Annotated in this window: 11 protein-coding genes and 2 tRNA genes; 1 reads left to right on the top strand and 12 read right to left on the bottom strand. The window is 59.0% G+C overall.

All coding sequences use genetic code 11. The features are described 5' to 3' along the window. The first annotated feature begins 116 nt into the window (after positions 1-116). Complete coding sequence (locus H3T88_RS03935) at positions 117-1,076, top strand: polyprenyl synthetase family protein (protein ID WP_198203638.1); 960 nt, start codon at positions 117-119, stop codon at positions 1,074-1,076. Between the two features lie 250 nt (positions 1,077-1,326). Here H3T88_RS03935 and H3T88_RS03930 read toward each other — a convergent pair whose 3' ends face one another. From H3T88_RS03930 to H3T88_RS03875, 12 genes are all read right to left on the bottom strand, one after another. Continuing rightward, positions 1,327-2,820 (bottom strand): cytochrome ubiquinol oxidase subunit I, encoded by a 1,494-nt coding sequence (locus tag H3T88_RS03930; RefSeq protein WP_015021329.1) that lies wholly within the window; start codon positions 2,818-2,820, stop codon positions 1,327-1,329. A gap of 261 nt (positions 2,821-3,081) precedes the next feature. Next, entirely contained in the window at positions 3,082-4,941 is a 1,860-nt protein-coding gene (gene cydC / locus H3T88_RS03925) for a thiol reductant ABC exporter subunit CydC (RefSeq protein ID WP_198203637.1), read from the bottom strand. Between the two features lie 19 nt (positions 4,942-4,960). After that, positions 4,961-6,931, bottom strand: coding sequence for an ABC transporter ATP-binding protein/permease (locus H3T88_RS03920; protein ID WP_232347133.1), 1,971 nt, complete (start codon positions 6,929-6,931; stop codon positions 4,961-4,963). 61 nt (positions 6,932-6,992) lie between these two features. Beyond that, positions 6,993-8,045: a cytochrome d ubiquinol oxidase subunit II gene (cydB, locus tag H3T88_RS03915; RefSeq protein ID WP_015021326.1), complete on the bottom strand. Its 1,053-nt coding sequence runs from the start codon at positions 8,043-8,045 to the stop codon at positions 6,993-6,995. Then, positions 8,042-8,272, bottom strand: a complete 231-nt coding sequence (locus H3T88_RS03910) for a hypothetical protein (RefSeq protein WP_198203636.1) — start codon at positions 8,270-8,272, stop codon at positions 8,042-8,044. Before H3T88_RS03910 ends, cydB begins: the two co-directional genes overlap by 4 nt. Positions 8,273-8,325: 53 nt before the next feature. Then, positions 8,326-9,501 carry an NAD(P)/FAD-dependent oxidoreductase gene (locus H3T88_RS03905; RefSeq protein WP_198203635.1) on the bottom strand — a complete coding sequence of 392 codons (1,176 nt, stop codon included), beginning with the start codon at positions 9,499-9,501 and terminating at the stop codon, positions 8,326-8,328. Between the two features lie 315 nt (positions 9,502-9,816). After that, positions 9,817-9,888 (bottom strand) — tRNA-Gln (locus H3T88_RS03900). A gap of 41 nt (positions 9,889-9,929) precedes the next feature. Continuing rightward, a tRNA-Glu gene (locus tag H3T88_RS03895) sits at positions 9,930-10,002 on the bottom strand. Between the two features lie 68 nt (positions 10,003-10,070). Continuing rightward, positions 10,071-11,597, bottom strand: coding sequence for a glutamate--tRNA ligase (gene gltX, locus H3T88_RS03890; RefSeq protein ID WP_015021323.1), 1,527 nt, complete (start codon positions 11,595-11,597; stop codon positions 10,071-10,073). Between the two features lie 56 nt (positions 11,598-11,653). Next, positions 11,654-12,376, bottom strand: a complete 723-nt coding sequence (gene nrdG, locus H3T88_RS03885; protein ID WP_198203634.1) for an anaerobic ribonucleoside-triphosphate reductase activating protein — start codon at positions 12,374-12,376, stop codon at positions 11,654-11,656. A gap of 69 nt (positions 12,377-12,445) precedes the next feature. Further along, positions 12,446-14,842, bottom strand: a complete 2,397-nt coding sequence (gene nrdD / locus H3T88_RS03880) for an anaerobic ribonucleoside-triphosphate reductase (protein WP_110417106.1) — start codon at positions 14,840-14,842, stop codon at positions 12,446-12,448. 347 nt (positions 14,843-15,189) lie between these two features. Then, complete coding sequence (locus tag H3T88_RS03875) at positions 15,190-16,194, bottom strand: LacI family DNA-binding transcriptional regulator (RefSeq protein ID WP_198203633.1); 1,005 nt, start codon at positions 16,192-16,194, stop codon at positions 15,190-15,192. Positions 16,195-16,292 lie beyond the last annotated feature (98 nt).

Here is a 16,292-nt window from a genome sequence, read left to right as displayed (position 1 = left end):
TGACCACAGTGATTACGGCGATAGTCAGGACAGGGGCGACAATCTTCAGGCCTGGCCCCGGTCTTGGTATATTGGATACGTTGCGGTTCTTAACGAGATAGAGGGAGCGTACCTCCATGGCAGAAGGACAAGAGCTCCTGTTGCGCAAGGATCTTGAGCGGGTTGTCAACCGTCTGCACCAGGAACGTACCCATGTGGCTCCCTATCAGGAGGATTACCGTCGACTGCTGGATAACCACGGCAAGATGATTCGCGCCGCCATGGTGATCCTCTTTGCCCGGGCCGGCTCACGAAACAAAGGGCGCCTGGACGATACCGTCATCACCGGCGCCGCCGCCATCGAGATGCTTCATCTGGCCACCCTGGTCCACGACGACGTTCTGGACAATGCCCCCATACGCCGCAACAAGCCCACGGTCCACACCATCCGGGGCAACAAGGCCGCCATCTATCTAGGAGACCTGATCCTTTCACGCTATATGGAGATTATGGCCTCCATCGCCCCTGACACAGCCTTTATCCGCGAGCAAGCCGGCACGGTCTGTGAGATCGTGGGTGGCGAGCTCTACCAGGAGTCAGACCGTCACCACACCCATATAACCATTGACGATTACGACCGGGCCATCTCGGGCAAGACCGCAGCACTCTTCCGACTGGCCTGCCTGACTGGAATCCGCCTTGATGGCCAGCCAACTGACACGGCCCTGGAACGTACCGCCAGAGACTTCGGCAGCAATCTGGGCATGGCCTTCCAGATCATCGATGACATCAACGATTTCGATCTGGATCGCGACACCGGCAAGCCCAAGCTGGAGGATATTCGCGACGGAATCTACACTCTGCCGGTCCTGCTGGGGTTCCAAAAGGATGAGAACTTCAGAACCCTAGTCCAGCAGGACGATCCCGACCAGGTGGTCGACTACTTCAGATCCCATCCCCAACTGATGGAGAGCAGTCGGCAAACCGCCAGGGACTATCTGCAACAGGCTGCGTACAACCTTGAGGGTTCCCCAATGGACAAAGGGGTGCGAGACTTGTTGCAGAGGATTACAGCCAAGCTGACCGCCCAGGTCTGAACGAATCGGTGCAACAGAACCAAAGCAACAAAACCAAAATGAGTGAAGCCAGCCTGGTATCAGCTCTATGCCGAACATACATAACCTCTGTCGCATCATGTTCGCCATTGCTCTCTGTTCTGATCTGAATCTCACAGCCGCTCGCCACTGATGGCAAACCTTTAAGACAGCAAATCCCCCGTTCCGAACCATACGGTCCGAAGCGGGGGATTTGCCGAAGGGGAAGGAAAGGTTTGAGGTCAGACGACCATCAGGCCAAGGCTACTCGAGCCGGTGCTCCATGCACCTTGGCAGGCTGCGGCCCATTGCCGTCATCCGGCTTATAGAAGGGTCCCTGGTGCAGGGTTCTCCTGGTGTAGAAGACCATAACTCCGCCCAGAACCAGGAAGAGCAGGAAGTAGACGATGCAGGTGAAGAGCAGGTTCGGCACCGTGCTGGTGGGCGAAACTCCATCGGCAATGGTCTGATAACCGTAAACCAGCCAGGGATAGCGACCAAGCTCAGTCACCAGCCAGCCACTGGTTGTCGCAGCGAAGGGAGCAAAGGTAAAAATACCCATAATCCAGAGCTTCCAACGCGAGGTGAACAGTGTGTTCTTCTTCTTACGTGTGAACCAGAGCACCAATGCGGATATCAGGGCAAAGGCAAACCCGATTCCGACCATCAGACGGAAGACCCAGAATAGGGTGGTAACCGGCACGTAGTAGTTCATGTCCTTGCCAAACTTGGCGTCATACTTCTCGTGCAGCTCCTTGTTGACGGTGTTCATGCCCTTGACGGCACCTGTCTTCTTGCCGTAAGCCAGCTGCGACATGGCTCCGGGAATCTCGACGGACCCCTCGATCTTATGGTCCTTCTCATTGATCAGAGCCACAGCATTCCAGGGGGCGGGATCACCGGTGTCTTCATAGATGGCCTCGGTGGCAGCCAGCTTCATAGGCTGATCGGTCACGATGTACTTGCCCTGTAAATCACCGTAGGTGATCACGCAGATGGAACCGATAAGTCCGAGCAGAGCGGCCAGACGGATTGACTTGGTGAACAAGTTGACCTTGGCCTGCTTCTCGGAGTCGGCCTCGACAGCGGCCACGGCCTTGTCCTTGTTTCCCATATGCATCCTCAGCAGGCTGAAAGCACTGCAACCCATGACCACAAAGGCCCCTGTGCAGACAGCGGCAAAGAAGACGTGGGGGAACTCAATCCACAGCTGGGGATTGGATACGACGTCACCGAAACTGCGCAGCCGCACATGGCCGGTGGCCTGGTTGATCTCAAATCCAACCGGGTGCTGCATGAAGCTGTTGGCAGCCAGAATCCAGATGGCCGACATGGAGGAACCCAGGAAGGTCAGCCAGATGAAGACCGCATGCACGGCCGGCTTGAAACGGTTCCAGGTGAACATCCATACGCCAATGAAAGTTGATTCCAGGAAGAAGGCCACCAAGGCCTCAATGGCCAGTGGAGCGCCGAATATGTCACCCATGAACCTGGAGTAATTGGACCAGTTCATGCCGAACTGGAACTCCTGGATGATGCCGGTTACCACACCCACCGCAAAGGAGAGCAGGAAGATCTTGGACCAGAACATGGTCATCTTCTTGTAGACATCCTTCTTGGTCACCACATAGACGGTCTCCATGATGGCGACCGCCAGGGCCAGACCGATGGTCATAGGAACATAGAAGAAGTGGAATATCGTCGTCATGGCGAACTGGAATCTAGACAATCCCAATACAGTGAACATCGTTCCTCCCAATCTCTGCAGGGTTCGTCGGGCGCGGGTACACGGGTCGAATCCGGACGGATTCAGATATGACCAGGCTTATGCCCACGAGAACCTTTCAGCTCTCCCCGACTTCGCGACCTGGTCGCTTCCACGGGCTCCGGTTTCCATACCGTCCAGTCCATGAACCGACGGCGCACGGTGACCGGTCGAGAAGCCATCCGCCAAGATCGGCGACCCGACAACCGTGCAAAATTCATTGCTCGGGAAACAGCCTGATGGTCATTCAACAGGGTTCCGTCCATCTGAATCTGACTGCTTCTTTAAGTATATCCCTTGACCGGCACCCTTGTCCACGTCCGAGACGTCCATGCGATAAAGTTCACGGAAACGGGCGTTCTCCCGGTACAGGTCGATAGGCCGACCCTGCATGGCGATGTGCCCGTCCTGCATAAAGATGACCTGGTCGGCCTCCTCCAGCCCCTGCAGGTGGTGGGTCACCCAAAGAAGGGTACGATCCTGGCTGACCTTGAAGATCATGGCCATGAGCCTGCGCTCGGTTATGGGATCCAAACCGATGGTGGGCTCGTCCAAAAGGATGATTGGAGTACGCTTGAGCACTATCCTGGCCAGGGCCAGACGCTGGCGCTGCCCGCCTGAAAGACGACCGCCAGCTTCATCAACCGGCGTGTCGATTCCCTGCGGCATGTCAGCAACAACCTGATCCAGCTGTACAGCCTTCAAGGCTTGACGAACCTGGTCATCATCAGCCTGTGGGGCCCCCAGACGCACGTTAGAGGCGATAGTGGTGTTGAAGAGGAATGCCTGCTGGTTCAGGTAGCCGAAGAGCTCAGGACGCTGATCCTGCAGTGCGTCGACTGGTATGTCGTTGATGAGGATGCGGCCACTGGTGGGGCGCAGATCGCCTAAAAGCAGCTGAAGAACCGTTGTCTTGCCCTCTCCGCTGGGACCGAGCAGAGCCACCCGCTGCCCACCTTCAATCCGCAGGCTGAAGTCGTCCAGCAACAGGGGGTCATCAGGTCCGTAGGAGAAGCTGACATGATCGAAGACGATTGACTTGATCGGCCCCTCCAGCTTGGTCTGGGGACTTGGCGCAATTTGCCGGGACTCGACCCGCTCGGTCAGATCATTCAGGTGGTCCAGCGAATCTGTGTAGAGGGGAACCTCAGCCACTGCCTGCGAGACCACGATGAAGCAGTCGACCAAGGGGAAAACCGCCAGGACCACGGCTGCCGCGAAGTCAGCTATGGAAGTGGAGCTGGTCATACGCAGATCTGCCCCCACAATCAGGGCCACCACCATAAGGGCGAAAATCATCTGGATACCACAGTTGCGCCAGCGTTCAAATCGCTTCTGCTCTCTGCGGCCGGTGGCGATATCGTTGAAGTCGCCGGACGCCGTATCCACAAAACGCCGACGACGGCGAGTGATCACCCAGTCCCCCAGGCCCATGTAGCTCTCGGTCACTGCAGTGTACTGGTCCTGCCGCCGCGCTTTCTCCATGTCATAACGCCCGTCTGAATAAGCCAGCGAGACCAGCGGGATCAGGATCAGGATCAGAGCGAAAAGCAGGAAGAGTAGGAGCGAGGTCAGCCAGGAGAAGACGCCTACAGCTATGGTGACCACCACCCACATCATGTAGGCCACTACCGTGGGGAAGATGGTGCGCAGATAGAAGTTCTCCAAGTGGTCCAGATCGTCCGAGAGCATGCCAAGTACCGTGCCTGTACGCTCATGCTCGTTCAGGAAAGCTGCGTCCTTCGAAAGGGTGCGGTAAAGCTGAACCCGTAGCTTGGAAACCACTCGGAGCACCCAGTCATGGCTCTTGATGCGCTCCAGGTACTTGAATGTAGGCCGTCCAATGCCAAAGGCCCTGGTCAGGACCACCGGCACATACACGGCAAAGATGTTGAAGGGATGACGGGCAGACCTGCTGATCAGGAAGCCTGAGGTGAACATCAGCCCGGCTGCGCATACGAAGGTGATGGTTCCCAGGAAGAAGATCAGGGCAAGCAGCCCCTTGTTCTGACGCAGGTAGGGCCAGAACCAATGGTCCCGGTGCCAGATATGCATGTAGCCCGACAGTCCGCGGCCGCGGCGGGAGGCCTTAGGCGATCCCATGCCGTCTCTTCCGGCGGTTTCAGTCCTGCTGGTAGTCGGCAATCTGGTTCCCTCCCATCTCATCGATCAGCGCGTCCAAGGGTCCGCCTTGTCCAATCAGCTCATGCGGATCGCCCTGGGCCACAATTCGTCCATGCTCCAGCATGATCACCCAGTCCATGTTGGCCAGCCAGTGCAGCCGGTGGGTGGCAAGGACGACCAGGTGCCCGTCCATGATGGGCAGCAGGGTCTGTTTCAGATCGTATTCGGTCTCGATGTCCAGGTGGGCTGTGGGCTCGTCAAAGAACAGGATTTCGCGCGAGGGATCCAGGATGCCCCTGGCCAGGGCGATCCGCTGGGCCTGGCCGCCGCTGATGCCGCGGTTGCCCTCTCCGATTTGGGTGTGCAGACCGTCAGGCAATGTTTTCAGCCAGTCGGTCAGTCCAGCCCGATCGGCTGCACGGGCTACTTCGGCATCGTCTGCTTCCTGATTGTAGAAGCGAATATTGTCGGCCACTGTGCCGTGGAAGATGAAGGGGTTCTGCGGAATGTAACTGATGTGTCGCTGCCAGGCAGCGACGTTGCAATGCTCCAGCTGATGACCATCCAGGTCGATGGTGCCTGCCTTGGGCTGGTCAAATCCGGCCAGCAGATCCATCAGCGTAGACTTGCCGGCACCGGAGCGGCCGACAACAGCCACCTTGGAAAAGCCGTGCAGGTCGAAGTCCAGTCCATTCAGGGCAAGGGGCTGCTCTTCCGAGCCCCCGTCAAACCAGCTGACCTGTGAATCCGCAGCAGCTTCGACTCCGGTTCCCTTCGATACCGTGGAACCGAGCCCCACCGAAGCCGACGTCCCATCACCGTCATGAATCTTGGATGCCTTGGGTTTGCGTCTCTTCTTGCTGGGCTTTTGACTCTCGGACTTTGCCATGGCATCCATCTGCGCCCCGGCTGAAGCATTGCTCTCTACCGGCTTGGGACCAGGATAGGAGAAGTCGATTCCCTCCAGACGCAGGTGGCTGTCTTCCTTCCACCCGGACCAGTCCAGTTCCTCCAAGCGCTTGGGCTCCGGTTGGTCCAGCATATCCGCGATGTCATCCAAGGCGTTCTTGCCGTTCAGCGTGGCGTGGAAATCATCTCCGAACTGGCGGATGGGCATGAAGTACTCAGGGGCCAGAATCAGGGCCAAAAGGGCTGGAAAGAGCTCCACCTTGGCATTGATCAGATTGTTGCCCAAGAAAACGGCCATGATGGCGATTGCCAAGGTGGCAAAGAAGTCCAAAGCAAAGGTGGAGGTCATGGCGACCCGGATAACGCTCATGGTCCTCTTGCGGAAACGATCCGAGACCGAATAGATCTCGTCCTCGTACTCCTTGTCTATGCCCAACATTTTCAGGGTCGGCAGACCCAGGACCGTATCCATGAACCTGGTGTTGAGCTTGCGGAATTGAGCATACTGCCGACTGGAGCGATCCCTGGCGGCCAGACCCAGGATGACCATGAAGAAGATGAGCAGGGGCAGCATAAGCATGAGGATGAGCCCGGAACCTGCATCCTGGATCCAGACCACAACCAGGACAATCAGGGGAATAAAGATGAGATCCATCATCTTTGGCAGGACCGTCAGCACGTAAGTGCGCACCTGATCGAGCCCATCCACCAGCATGGTGACGGCCGAGCCCGTGCCACGCCGGGCCAGTGCCGAGGGCCCCAGCGAGAAGACCTTGTCCTGAATACGGGGCCGCAGCTCGGCTACGATGGCATCTGCACGGTCGGTGGCGATACGATCCTTGGCCACGTCGCAGAGCTGTCGACAGGTGTAGGCTGCCAAAAAAATCAGCACCGGCACCACCAGCAGCTTGAGGTTCTGAAGGTGCCAAATGCGCACCAGAGCCAAAGTCAACCCATAGGCCTGAACCACCACACCTATTCCCTGAACCAGGGACAGGGCAGCCAGCAGGCCCAAGGTGGACCGGACTCCGTCGAAACGGAAGAGATTTTTGTCAATCAATGCATTACCCTCCGGATGCGCTCCGGTCCTGCCAGCACTGCCCCCCTGCCTCCTTTGGCTCTCAGACGGTCTCAGCCACGGTGGCCGAAGGAGCCACGGGTGAGGTCAGATGAGCTCCATCGGTGTCCAGCCGCTTGCGCTGGATGAAGTAGCTCCAGATGAAGTAGGCCAGCATGATAGGCAGGAAGATGCAAAGCACAACAGTCATGATCTTCATGGTCAGCGGCGAGGCCGAGGCATCCTGGATCAGCAGGTTGTGTGCCGGATCGTCAGCAATCATCACCCGCGGGAAGAGCCCGTTGAAGATAAAGGCGATGATGGCCATAAGGGTTATGCCCGAGCAGGTGAAGGCGTAGCCGCCGTGCTTCTTGAAGACGGCAACGTGGCCTCCGATCACTGATGCCAGGATGATGACGGTGATCAGCCAGGTGGACAGGGGACGTGCCTTGTAGAAGTCGGTGTTGAAGATGGCCAGGAGCACGAAGACGACCAGGGCCGGATAGGCAATCCAGTAGGCCTTCTCGCTGACGTTGAGCATCCGGCGGGAATCCATGGCACCCAACTTCAGGCTCAGGAAGTGCAGGCCATGAACAAAGCTGAAGAAGACTACAGCAATACCGCCGACTACAGAGAGCCAGTTGAACACGTCGAAGAACCCGGGCCAGGCATCGCCGTTCTTATCCATAGGGATGCCCTGGATCAGGCTGGTCAGCATCATACCCAGGAAGAATGGCGCGAAAAGCGAACCGATGAAGTTGGCCCACTGCCAGACACCACGCTCGCGGCTGGTCAGCGCATGGGAGGCGAACTCGAATGAGACGCCACGCAGAATCAGGGAGACCAGCACCAGGAAGAGCAAGAGGTAATACCCCGAGAAAAGGGAGGCGTACCAGAGCGGGAAAGCAGCAAACATCGCACCGCCGGCTGTAATCAGCCAGACCTCGTTGCCATCCCAGTGGGGGCCGATAGCCCTCATGAAGGTGGCGCGCTCATCACCGTCACGGGCCACGAACCTGGTGGCCATGCCAACGCCGAAGTCGAACCCTTCAAGCAGAAGGAATCCCGCAAAAAGCAGGCCGATGACAAAGAACCATAAACCTTGTAGAAAACTCATGCTAATGCCACTCTCCTCTCGCTCCTGCCGATCCGCGTACTGGCACGGGAATCTCCGCCATCCGGACGGAAGCGACAATGAGCCGCTGTTTCCGTCGGAATGAGGAGGAGCAGGAGGTAGTCAATGATGTCGACGAACACAGGGCCGATGGCCATCGTCGCCCACAACGATCCAATCCGAGGCTGGAAATGGACGAACATGCTCCACATCCTCATGACCTGAATCATGTTCGTCCTCCTCTTCCTCATCGTCTAGCCCCTTGCGTCCTTGAGACGCTGGTTCAGTTGCTCTCCAACATGGTACGCACGTCGGCCAATTCCAGGACCGACCGCTCATTCACGATCCACTTCAGGACCGAGACCACCTTGCCCTTGAGCTTCAGCGTGCCCATACGGTCGATTTCGGCAACCCCGGCGTGAGGACCGAGAGAGCACACGGTCCCCAGGCTTCGGAAGGTGAACCGTTGGGGCTCCTGCCCCCGCATTCTGGCGAGGACATTCGCGGCCGCGGTATCAGCCTGGGCCATCGAAATCTGTGCAGTGGTTGGGTAGAGCCGACCCGATTGGGGGTCGGGAACGGCACTGACATCACCCACCAGGAACTCCTCTGGATGCTGCTCCACCGACAGGTCATCCCTGACCACTACACGGTTACGCTTCTGATTATACCCGGAATCGGCAATAACGTGGCTCCCACGCACACCCGTTGTCCAAATGATCGTATGGGCCTTGAACTCCTGGTCATTGGAGACCACGGCATCCTGCTTGACCTCGGTGATGGGAGTCGAGGTGTGGAAGTTGACCCCCCGCTTGCGCAGGTAATCCACAGCCCAGTCGACCAGATCCTGGCTGAACATGGGCAGAATCTTGGGCGATGCCTCTATGCAGTCCACCTTGACCTGATCCATGGGGAAGCCCAGGCGCTTCGAGAGCTGAGGCAGCCGGTAGACCAGCTCGCCCAGATACTCGATGCTGGTGAAGCCCGCGCCACAGACCACGATGCTCAAATCCAGCGGATCATGGCTGGTCTGATAGCGAGCCAGCGTCTGCTCCAATTTCTTACGGGCCGCCAAGGCAGTGTCCACGTCGACAAGGGGCCATCCATATTCATCGGCCCCCTTGATGCCAAAGGTCTCGGACTCAAAGCCCAGGGCGTTGACCAGGTAGTCGTAGGACAGAGGGTCATGATGTTCCAGGCTGACACGCCGGTTATCCTGATCGATGCCGACCACCTTGTCGACAATCAGCTCCACCGAATCAGGCAGGGCCTTGCGCAGGTCGAAGACCACGTCCGCCGGCTCCTTGGTCCCAGCCGCCACCTGATGCAGCTGGGTGGACTCGTAGTGGTACTCGTTCTGATTGACCAGGACTATATGGGCATCAGTCTTTGCATGAGCCAACTTCTTGACCACGCGAAGACCCGCATAACCAGCTCCCAACACCATGATTGTCGTCATAATCACACACCTTTACCGAAAAAATCGTACAATGATTCATATACCGGGTGATGTTGCCCGATCAGCCGATGATTGGGTTCATCACTCAAGCTTCTATGCTCAAAGTATCAGATTCCATCATCGGAAACTCTGACATAGCAGTTTGCCAGGCCTCCTCTTTTTGTTTGCTTGCTCACACCGTGAGTAACTCTCGTGGATACCACTGGCCGCCGCTTTGCAAACCAGAGGCATTCCTAGAATCCATGGTAATGCTTAAATAAGAAGAGCGGAACACCGTGTCGGTGCTCCGCTCCCTGGGACTCTATGTCTCTACTGCTGGGGTACCTGGACTCGAACCAAGAATGGATGAACCAGAATCACCTGTGTTGCCAATTACACCATACCCCAATTGGCTGTGCGACAATCGCTTGGACGGTTGCCACATGTCGTACCCCCGACCGGATTTGGACCGGTGTTGGCGCCGTGAGAGGGCGTAGTCCTAGACCGCTAGACGACGGGGGCTTCACTTTTCGCCGCGTACGAACCCGGTTCAACAGGTCAGTAGCACAACAAAAAAGAAATATACCCGCTCATAGGTTTTGGCGCAAGTTGGCCAACCTTCGGAGTGTTGTGCTCTTGCCTAGGATCTCCAGGGACTCAAACAGGGGCGGCGATACCCGCCTTCCCGAGACCGCCACCCTGATTGGGCCGAAGGCCAGACGGGGCTTATAGCCGCCCTCATCCACCAGCGCTTGAGTGAGAAGGTCGTGCAGGTGATCGGCCTTCCAATCCTGCTCGGACACATTCTGCAGGGCGGCAGTGGCCAAATCCAGAACCTGTCCGGCCGAATCCTTGAGCTGTTTACGGGCATCCGGTTCAGGCTCGAGGTACTCCTCCTGGCTGAGCAGACTGCCTACCATCCCGGACACCTCCTCCAGCAGACGTACGCGAGGCTGGACCAGGGGGGCGGCAGCACTCAGAATCCGCTGCTCCCGATCGCTCAGGTCCTGCCAGCGCACGGCACTCACCAGCCCGTCACGCTTGAGGTAGGGCAGGGACCGGTTCAAGAAGTCCTGTGGCTCCAGCATGCGGATGTGCTCGGCGTTGATGGCCACGGCCTTGTCGATGTCGAAGTGCGCCGGATTGGCTTTGACGTCGCGGATGTCGAAGTGCTCAACCATCTCCTCCATGGAGAAGACATCCCGGTCTGGGCCGATGGACCAGCCCAGAAGAGCCAGATAGTTGAGCAGGCCTTCAGGAATGAAGCCGTGCTCCCGGTGCAGGAAGAGGTTGGACTCAGGGTCGCGCTTGGACAGTTTCTTCTTGCCCTGGCCCATGACATAGGGCAGGTGTCCGAACAGAGGCATAGCCCGAGCTATGCCCAGCTTCATCAGGTACCGGTAGAGGACGATCTGCCGGGGGGTGGAGCTGAGCAGATCCTCGCCGCGCAGGACCACATTGATGTGCATCAGGGCATCATCGACCGGGTTGGTCAGAGTATAAAGGGGATCGCCGTTGGGGCGCACAATCACGTAGTCGGGCACGGACCCGGCCTTGAACTCGATATGCCCGCGAATCAGGTCGTCGAAGGCGATGTCTTCGTCGGGCATGCGAATACGCAGGGCGGGACTGCGGCCCCGATCGCGGAAGGCCTGACGCTGCTCGTCGCTCAGGTCGCGATCGTAGCCGTCATAGCCAAAAGCGGCCGGGCGACCGGCAGCCAGGTTGCGCTCCTTGATCTCCTCAGCGGTGGAGTAGGACTCATAGGCATAACCGGCATCAAGCAGCTGCCGGGCCACATCGCGGTAAATGTCGCCACGCTCGGACTGTCGATAGGGGCCATCCGGGCCGCCGACCTCCACGCCCTCATCCCAGTCCAACCCCAGCCACTTGAGGGCCTCCAGGATCTGCTTGTAGCTCTCCTCGCTGTCGCGCTGGGCATCGGTGTCTTCGATGCGGAAGACGAAGGTGCCATGCGAGTGCCGGGCCTGGGCCCAGTTGAAGAGTGCTGTTCGAACCATGCCTACATGCGGGGTGCCAGTCGGCGAAGGGCAGAAGCGGACCCTAAGATCCTTAGGCAGGTCGGGTTTGGCGTCGTGATCATGCTCATCAGTCATGACACCCATTGTGCCCCGGCAAGGCGACGTAGGACAATACAGAGCCGGAACTGGTATCAGCCCCGCTGCTGCTCCTGCTGCCGGTCCTTGCTGTAGGTCTCCGGAATGAACCTGGTCTGGTCATGCAGCTTGGGCCAGATGACCACCCGGCCCTGCTCCAAGGAACGCGGCACGTCTATGATCCGCTGGTTGTCCGAGCCCCGGAACTGGAGCAGGCTGTTCTTCCGATTCTCCAAGTAGCGTCCGTCCACCAGCACATCAAGGTAGGAGATCAGCTGAGCCTTGTCCGGGGTCTCCCCCGGCCGGTTCAGCTCCTCCCAGGTGTAGCCGGTCCAGCACCAGATATCCTTCTCATGGCCGAACTCACGCCTGATCCGCTCAGAAAGGCCGAGCAGCAAGGGAGTGTTGAGCAGAGGCTCACCACCCAGGTAGGTAATGCCCTGCACATAGGACAGCGACAGATCCTTGACGATGCGGTCCTCAAGCTGCTGGGTATAGGGGTGTCCGGCGCCGAAGTCCCAGATGGATGCGTTGTAGCACCCCTGGCAGCGGAAGGGGCAGCCGCTGACGTAGAGGGAGCAGCGGATCCCCTCGCCGTCGGTCATGACCAGACGCTTGTAGTCCGCCACGATTCCCCGACTGAGCCGACGACCGTCCCACTGGCCGGCCTTGGGATTGTTGGTCAGCGCGGAGGGAACCCCTGGACCGCGCCCCTGCTCATCAGCGGCGAAGTCACGGTGGCCGCCTGTCTTTCTCATGGCTCCCTGTTTGTCCGTCATCTGATCCTCCTCATGACAATGGCGGGCCGCAAACTACCCGGCCCGCCATTAACTGCGCCTTGTCAGAGCCTATTCGGCCTTGTCGTCGAACCACTCCTTGGTGGATCCATCCTTGAGGACCACGTGGCCGGTCTCGCCCTCCATATGCTTGACGCGGTGGGCAATCTCCTCGTGCCTGCCGTGGACCATGGGCCGCTGGACGGGGTTGCCAAGATAACCGCAGGTGCGCTTGGTCACGTTGCACTTATCAGGATCGTCGTTGCCGCACTCGGGGCACTTGAAACCCTCCTCGGTGGGCTCGAAGTCACCCTCGTAGCCGCAGACGAAACAGTGGTCGATGGGGGTGTTGGTGCCCAAGTATCCGATGCCGATGTCGTAGGCGTAATCCCAGACCGCCTCCAGGGCCTTGGGATTCTGCTGCATGGAGGGGAACTCGCAGTAGTTGATGAACCCGCCGGAGGCCAGGTAGGGGAAGTCCCGCTCGTAGCTGAGCTTCTCCATGGGCGTGGGTCGCAGCCAGACCGGGTAGTGGAAGCTGTTGGTGTAGAAGTCGTGGTCGGTGACTCCGTCGACTACGCCGAACTTCTCCTTGTCCATCCGGGCGAAGCGGTCAGTCAGCGACTCAGCCGGAGTGGAGTAGACCGAATAGTGGTATCCCTCAGCCTTCTCCCACTGCTTGCAGAGCTGATTCATCCGGCGAACGATGCTCAGGGCGAACTCCTTACCATCCGGATCCCAGGAGTGGTCCTTCATCCAGTCCTTGCCGTAGAAGACGCTGGTGGCCTCGTAAAGGCCGATGTAGCCCAGCGAAACGGTGGAGCGGCTGTTGCGGAAGAGGGTGTCCACACTGTCGGTCGGCTTCAACCTGCCGAAGGCGCCGTACTGGTAGAGGGTGGGTGCGTTGATGGGCGTAGCCTGCTTGCAGCGCATGATGCGGAACTGCAGGGCGTGGTGGGCCACCTCCATGCGCTGGTCGAAGATCTTCCAGAAGCGATCCTTGTCGCCTCGGGACTCCAGAGCAATGCGGGGGATGTTGACGGTGACGACACCCAGGTTCATGCGGCCGTCCTCTTCATCCTCGCCCGTCTCAGGGTTGGTCCAGGCCTGCAGGAAGGAGCGGCAGCCCATGGGGGCCTTGAAAGAACCGGTGATCTTGACCAGGTTCTCGTAGAAGACCACGTCAGGGTACATGCGCTTGGTCGAGCACTCCAGAGCCAGCTGCTTCATGTCGTAGTTGGGATCGCCCTCGTCCGCGTTGAGGCCATGCTTGATGGTGAAGACCAGCTTGGGGAAGATGGCGGTGTGACGGTCCTTGCCCAGTCCGCGGATACGAATCAGGAAGATGGCCCGCTGAATCTCACGGGCGAACCAGGATGTGCCCAGGCCGAATCCCACGGTGACGAAGGGGGTCTGCCCGTTGGAGACACGGTTGGAGTTGATCTGGTACTCCATGGTCTGCATGGCATCGTAGATGTTCTTGCGGGTCAGGATCTTGGCATAGACCTGACGCAACCGGACAATCTGCGGAGCGTCCAGATCGAAGGGGGCGTCCTCGCCGATAGGGGCACGATCATCCAGGTGGAGCCAGTCGGCCTCCCGGGCCTTGAGGCCGCGGACGACATCCTTGGCCACGTCAATGGGCTCCTCGTCCGGTAGGACGGCCTCAGCCATGGAATAGTTCTTCTTGTAGTCCAGACGCGCGTACCTGTCCAGCATCTCGTCGCAACGATTGACGGTCTGGCCACCGTACTGGGATCCGGCGATGTCCTTGATGATCTGGGTGATCTGCGTGGCGGCCGTACCGATGGACTTGGGCGAGTCCATCATGGCATTGCCCAGCTCAAAACCGTGGGCCAGCATATCGCCGAAGTCGGGCAGGGAGCAGTTGGTCTCGGCCGTAAAGGGCGAGTAGTCCGCGTCGTGGAAGTGGATGTCGCCCTTCATATGAGCGTTGGAGACATCCTTGGGCAGCATGGCGAAGGCCGAGGCCTTTGAGACCGCGCCAGCCAGCAGGTCGCGCTGAGTTGCGTATACGTTGGCGTCCTTGTTGGCGTTCTCGCGCACCAGAGTCTCGTCCTTGCTGGTCAGGCGGTGAACGGCCTCGTTGACATCGGTGGCCTTGGCCCGCTGAATGTCACGGTCTAAACGGTATGAGGTATAGGCGCGCGCAATCTCATAAAGATGGGCATTGACCAGGGCATGCTCGACCAATGTCTGGATGTCCTCGATCTTGACCGGGTTGGTGTAGCGATCGGTGATCTCGGACTGAACGGTCAGGGCCATACCCCGGATCTGCTGACGATCCTCGGGGCTGACCTCGTGTTTGACATCCTTGAAGGCGGCTTCGATGGCATTCATGATGTTGACGGGATCAAAATCGACGATCCGGCCGTCGCGCTTCTCGACCAGAATGCCATCGACAGCATCGCGATCCGAAATGCCACGCTCCTTCACGCTATCGGTCATGACCTCAGTATCCATCGTCACTCCTCATACGGTTCATGCGGTTACTCATGTGCGGTTACTTTGGCGTTCCCAAATTCCGTACTGGGAACGGCGAATCACATGGATGTCATTCTTAATGACAAGACTCACTCTATCACGTCGTGACCACCATATGTAGTGCCCGAGAATGATTCGTTTCCCACATCTAGTAATTCCCAGGTTTTGTGACCTGAGTCACAAAGAGCGGGGTCTGGACAAGGGCGGCAAATGGCCGAAAGGCCGGTAGAGGTCATTTACAGGAAGGAGGCAACCAGCCGACACGCACATATTTTGTCGAGACCCGACCCCTGCATCAGGCGGGAACCGGCCTAAGCCAGCAGACCCCGTGGCACGAAAAGGGTTTGAGTGCGCAGCCGGCGATCCACGCTCATGCCCTCCGGAGCCTGCCGCCCCGGCTCAATCATGGACAGGAGCATGTCAACGCCCTGCCGGCCCATGCGATCCACCTGCTGGGAGATGACCGAAACCTGGGGACTGACCAGCTGAAAGACCTCCAGGTCATCGAAGGAGACCAGAGGCACACGCGAACGCTGGTCGCTGTCCCACTCCATAGCGACGGCCTTGATGGCATCGGCCGAGTAGCCGAAGATGGCCGCGTCCACCCCTTGACCGAGCAGGCGGCGCATGGTCGCGGCCGCCCGGGGACGGTCCTCGAATCCTTGGCGGACCACCAACCCCGTCAGCCCCTGACGGGCATCCACGCCGGACAGAAAAGCCTGCTCACGCTCGCGGAAAGTATAGGAGCGGCTCTCCGGGCCCGGAACAAAGGCCACTCGCCTGCATCCCCTGGCTGCCAGAGCGTCCAAGGCCGCCTCCAGGCCGGGCACAGGGTCGGAATCCACCAGAGGGACACCGGGCAGGGTCCGGTCGGGACGGTCCACGAAGACCACAGGGAATTCCCTTGCCAGCATGGTGCGCAGCATGGGCGACGTTGGCCCGTCAGGAACAACCAGGACACCGTCCATATGCCGGGACAGAAGGGTGCGGTAATAGTCCTCCTGCCTGCTGGCCCGGCAAGAGGACACGCCGATCAGGGGCGCATAGCCTGCCGAATAGAGCTGGTCCTGGACGGCGTAGACGAGCTCGGAAAAATAGGGGTTGCGGATGTCGGGGACCAGCAGGCCTACGGCATGCGAGCGCGAGGATCGCATGGAACGGGCTCGGCTGTCGGGGATATATCCCAGCTCCATGGCCGCCCTGCGGACTCTGTCCTTGGTGGGCGGGGAGATGCGCCCCTTGTCGTTGAGCGCCTGGGAGACCGTGGATACGGACATGCCCGCCTGCTTGGCCACATCACTGATGGTCACCGACATGGGAACCCTCCGTCGAACCCTACCGAAATCGGTCGTCTTGCTCCGGACGAGACCGACAGCGGTCGGCCCGCACGGACCTCTCGTGAGTCTCCAGTATA

It is taken from the genome of Bifidobacterium sp. W8110, from assembly GCF_016101375.1.
GTDB classification, from domain to species: Bacteria; Actinomycetota; Actinomycetes; order Actinomycetales; family Bifidobacteriaceae; genus Bombiscardovia; species Bombiscardovia asteroides.
Note: the sequence above shows the minus strand (reverse complement) of the source record. Positions and strands in the feature narration are given on the sequence as shown.